The sequence below is a fragment of the Corallococcus sp. CA047B genome (assembly GCF_003612065.1).
Classification (GTDB): domain Bacteria; phylum Myxococcota; class Myxococcia; order Myxococcales; family Myxococcaceae; genus Corallococcus; species Corallococcus praedator.
Genome location: NZ_RAWD01000509.1, coordinates 1 through 4,360 on the forward strand (window position 1 = coordinate 1; position 4,360 = coordinate 4,360).

5 protein-coding genes are annotated in these 4,360 nt (G+C 70.4%); all 5 read left to right on the plus strand.

Features of this window, described 5'->3' with window-relative positions:
• The first annotated feature begins 163 nt into the window (after window positions 1–163).
• On the plus strand, window positions 164–964 hold the full coding sequence (ureA, locus tag D7X74_RS40025; protein ID WP_120538192.1) for an urease subunit gamma: 801 nt from the start codon (window positions 164–166) through the stop codon (window positions 962–964).
• Window positions 961–2,676 (plus strand): urease subunit alpha, encoded by a 1,716-nt coding sequence (ureC, locus tag D7X74_RS40030; RefSeq protein WP_120538193.1) that lies wholly within the window; start codon window positions 961–963, stop codon window positions 2,674–2,676. The genes ureA and ureC overlap by 4 nt, the downstream gene beginning before the upstream one ends.
• A gap of 12 nt (window positions 2,677–2,688) precedes the next feature.
• Complete coding sequence (locus tag D7X74_RS40035; RefSeq protein WP_120538194.1) at window positions 2,689–3,351, plus strand: urease accessory protein UreF; 663 nt, start codon at window positions 2,689–2,691, stop codon at window positions 3,349–3,351.
• Between the two features lie 20 nt (window positions 3,352–3,371).
• Window positions 3,372–4,088, plus strand: a complete 717-nt coding sequence (gene ureG, locus D7X74_RS40040) for an urease accessory protein UreG (RefSeq protein WP_120538195.1) — start codon at window positions 3,372–3,374, stop codon at window positions 4,086–4,088.
• 57 nt (window positions 4,089–4,145) lie between these two features.
• Window positions 4,146–4,360, plus strand: a 215-nt coding sequence (locus tag D7X74_RS40045) for a hypothetical protein (RefSeq protein ID WP_147446867.1), incomplete at its 3' end; no start/stop codon positions are given.

The window sequence follows — 4,360 nt, forward strand, 5'->3', positions numbered from 1 at the left end:
GCTTGAAGCTGCTCGACTTGAAGCTCTTCATGGGGGGCCTCGGGGGAGAGGGGGAGGCCGAAAGACATCGGCCGGTCGCCCATCCTGGTCCAGGGTGACGCGTCGCGCTAGGGTCGGGGCCGGTTGACGTACCGCAACCGGATGAAATGAGGGAGTTGGGCTCATGCACCTGTCCCCCCGAGACGTGGACAAGCTGCTCCTGCACCAGGCGGGCGTCGTCGCCCAGAAGCGCCTGGCGCGAGGACTGCGGCTCAACTACCCGGAGGCGATGGCGCTCATCGCCACCCAGTTGCTGGAGTTCATCCGTGACGGCAGGAGCGTGGCGGAGCTGATGGACCTGGGGCGTCGTTTCCTGGGGCGCGCGCAGGTGATGGACGGCGTGGCGGAGATGATCGCCGAGGTGCAGGTGGAGGGCACCTTCCCGGACGGCTCCAAGCTCGTCACCGTGCACCACCCGGTGGTGGCGGAGCACGGGGACCTGACGCTGGCGCTCTACGGCAGCTTCCTGCCGGTGCCTTCGCTGGACCGCTTCACCGTGCCGGCCGCGTCCCCTGAAGGGCCGCCGGGGCAGGTGAAGGCGGAGGGCGGGATGCTGGAGTTGAACGCGGGCCGCGAGGCCATCACCCTGCGCATCACGCACCGGGGCGACCGGCCCATCCAGGTGGGCAGCCACTACCCGTTCGCGGAAGTGAACCGCGCGCTGGTGTTCGACCGGGGCCGCGCCTACGGCCACCGGCTGGACATCCCCGCCGGCACGGCGGTGCGCTTCGAGCCGGGCGAGGTGAAGACGGTGTCACTGGTCCCCATCGCGGGTGAGCAGGTGGTGCGCGGCGGCAACGCGCTGGGCAGCGGCAAGGTGTCCGACGAGGGCCGCGAGCGCCTGCTCCAGGCCGTGCGTGAACAGGGCTTCGGTCACGAACCCGAGAACGAGAGCCCGAACCCGAACCCGGAAGGTCGCTCATGAGCCGCGGAATGGATCGCCGCCACTACGCGGACATGTTCGGCCCCACCACGGGGGACCGGGTGCGGCTGGGAGACACCGGCCTGTGGCTCCAGGTGGAGAAGGACGCCACCGTCTACGGCGACGAGTGCAAGTTCGGCGGCGGCAAGGTGCTGCGCGAAGGCATGGGCCAGCGCGCGGGCGCGGGGGACGCGGACGCGCTCGACTGCGTCATCACCAACGCGCTCATCGTGGACTGGACGGGCATCTTCAAGGCGGACGTGGGCCTGAAGGCGGGGCGCATCGCCGGCATCGGCAAGGCGGGCAACCCAGACGTCATGGCGGGCGTCACGCCGGGCATGGTGGTGGGCGTCACCACGGAGGTCATCGCGGGCGAGGGGCTCATCCTCACCGCGGGCGGGCTGGACACGCACATCCATTTCATCTGCCCGCAGCAGGCGGATGAGGCCATCGCCAGCGGCATCACCACCTGGGTGGGCGGCGGCACGGGCCCCGCGACGGGCACCAACGCCACCACCTGCACGCCGGGCGCGTGGAACCTCCAGCGGATGCTGGAGGCCACGGACACGCTGCCCCTGAACATCGGCCTCACCGGCAAGGGCAACACGTCCCTGCCGGACGGCCTGTTGGATCAGGTGCGCGCGGGCGCCATCGGCCTCAAGCTGCACGAGGACTGGGGCACCACGCCCGCCGCCATCGACACGTGCCTCACGCTGGCGGATGGCGAGGACATTCAGGTCACCATCCACACGGACACGCTCAACGAGTCCGGCTACGTGGATGACTCGCTGGCCGCGTTCAAGGGCCGCACCATCCACACGTACCACTCCGAAGGCGCGGGCGGCGGCCACGCACCGGACATCATCCGCGTGTGCGGCGCGCCCAACGTGCTGCCCAGCTCCACCAACCCCACGCGGCCGTACACGGTGAACACGCTGGATGAGCACCTGGACATGCTCATGGTGTGTCACCACCTGGACCGCGAGATTCCAGAGGACGTGGCCTTCGCGGAGAGCCGCATCCGGGGAGAGACCATCGCCGCGGAGGACATCCTCCACGACCTGGGCGCCATCAGCATGATGGCCTCCGACAGCCAGGCCATGGGCCGCGTGGGCGAGGTCATCACCCGCACGTGGCAGACGGCGCACAAGATGCGCGAGCAGCGCGGACGCCTTCCCGGAGAGCAGGGGGACAACGACAACCTGCGCATCCGCCGTTACGTGGCCAAGTACACCATCAACCCCGCCATCGCCCACGGGCTGTCCCACGAGGTGGGCTCCGTGGAGGTGGGGAAGCTGGCGGACCTGGTGCTGTGGCGGCCCGCGTTCTTCGGCGCGCGGCCGGAGCTGGTGCTCAAGGGCGGCTTCATCGCCTGGGCGCAGATGGGGGATGCGAACGCGTCCATCCCCACGCCGCAGCCCTACATCATGCGCCCGATGTTCGGCGCGCGCGGCCGGGCGCGGGGCGCCACGAGCATCGCCTTCGTGTCCGGGCGCGCGCTGGCGGAAGGCACCGTGCAGGGGCTGGGGCTCACCAAGCGGCTGTCCGCGGTGGTGGGCTGCCGGAGGCTGGGCAAGAAGGACATGCGGCTCAACGACGCGCTGCCGGTCATCACGGTGGATCCGGAGACGTACGAGGTGCGCGCGGACGGAGAGCTGCTGCGCTGCGACCCCGCGACGTGGCTGCCCCTGGCGCAGCGCTACTCGCTGTTCTAAAGCGGACACGCCATGGGCACGGGCTGGAGGGTGTTGCAGCTGGCGGACTCCGGTTTTCCCACCGGGGGCTTCGCGCACTCGGGCGGGCTGGAGGCCGCGGTGCAGCAGGGCGAGGTGCGTGGCGCGGGCGACGTGCGGCGCTTCGTGGAGGCGCTGCTCTGGCAGGCGGGGCTGGGCGGCCTGCCGCTGGTGAACGCCGGGTGGCGCGAGCCCGCGTCGCTGCCCGCGTGGGACGCGCGGGCGGACGTGTTCCTGTCCAACCACGTCGCGCACCGGGCCAGCCGCACGCAGGGCAGGGCCTTCCTGGACACCTGCGCGCGCATCTTCCCGGACGCGGTGGGGCCGGTGCGCGAGGCGGCCCGCGCGGCCGGCGTGAAGTTCCACCATGCGCCCTTGTTCGGCGCGGTGCTGCGCGCGCTGGAGGTGGACCTGGAGGACGCGCAGCGGCTCTTCCTGTCGCTCACGCTCCGGGGCGCGCTGTCCGCCGGGGTGCGCATGGGCGTCATCGGCACGCACGAATCGCATCAGGTCCAACACGGGGCCACGCCGCTGCTGGACGCGGTGCTCACGCATTGCAGCGCCCTGGGCGTGGAGGACCTGGCGCAGCCCGCGCCGCTCCTGGACCTCCTGGGCGCTTCGCATGACCGGCTGTATTCGAGGCTGTTCCTGTCCTGAAGGAACGAAGGGAAAGCGACATGCACGACGACGACCACCGCGGCCATGGGCAGGACGGGCACGAGCACACGCACGAGGAGCTGGACCACCCGGGCCACTTCGACGCGCGCGACAAGCCGCACCGGCGCGACTATTCGCAGCGGGCCTTCACGATAGGGATTGGCGGCCCGGTGGGCAGCGGCAAGACGGCGCTGGTGCTGGCGCTGTGCAAGAAGCTGCGCGACCAGTACCGGCTGGGCGTGGTGACCAACGACATCTTCACCAAGGAGGACGCGGAGTTCCTGGTGCGCAACCAGGCCCTGTCTCCCGAACGCATCAAGGCGGTGGAGACGGGCGGCTGTCCGCACGCGGCCATCCGTGAGGACATCAGCCACAACCTGCTCGCGTTGGAGCAGTTGATGGAGGAGCTGCACCCGGAGCTGCTCATCGTGGAGAGCGGCGGCGACAACCTGGCCGCGCAGTACAGCCGGGAGCTGGCGGACTACACCGTGTATGTCATCGACGTGGCGGGCGGGGACAAGGTGCCGCGCAAGGGCGGGCCCGGCATCACGCAGTCGGACCTTTTGATCATCAACAAGACGGACCTCGCACCGCACGTGGGCGCGGACCTGGGCGTGATGGAACGCGACGCCCGGAAGATGCGCGGCGAGGGGCCCTTCGTCTTCACCCAGGTCACTCGCGACGTGGGGGTGGACGCCGTGGTCGGCCATCTGCTCGACGCCTGGCGTCGACGCTAGGAACCAGACGGGCGGGCTGCTGGGAGGCCACTCCGGCACTGACAGCCGGGGTGGGTTGTGTACTCTGCCGCCGTGGGCATCCTGGAGCGGGCACGGGTTGAATGGTTCGCGGCGGCGTTTGGCCTCGTCGTGGGGACCACGATGGTCTTCGTGCCCTATGAGTTCGGGGCCGCCCTCTTCCAACACATCTATCCGTCCGTCCGTCCGCTCGGCAGCCTGTTCCTCGTGGGCTCGGCGACGATGCTCGCCGCGATGCTGTACCCCGGATGGCA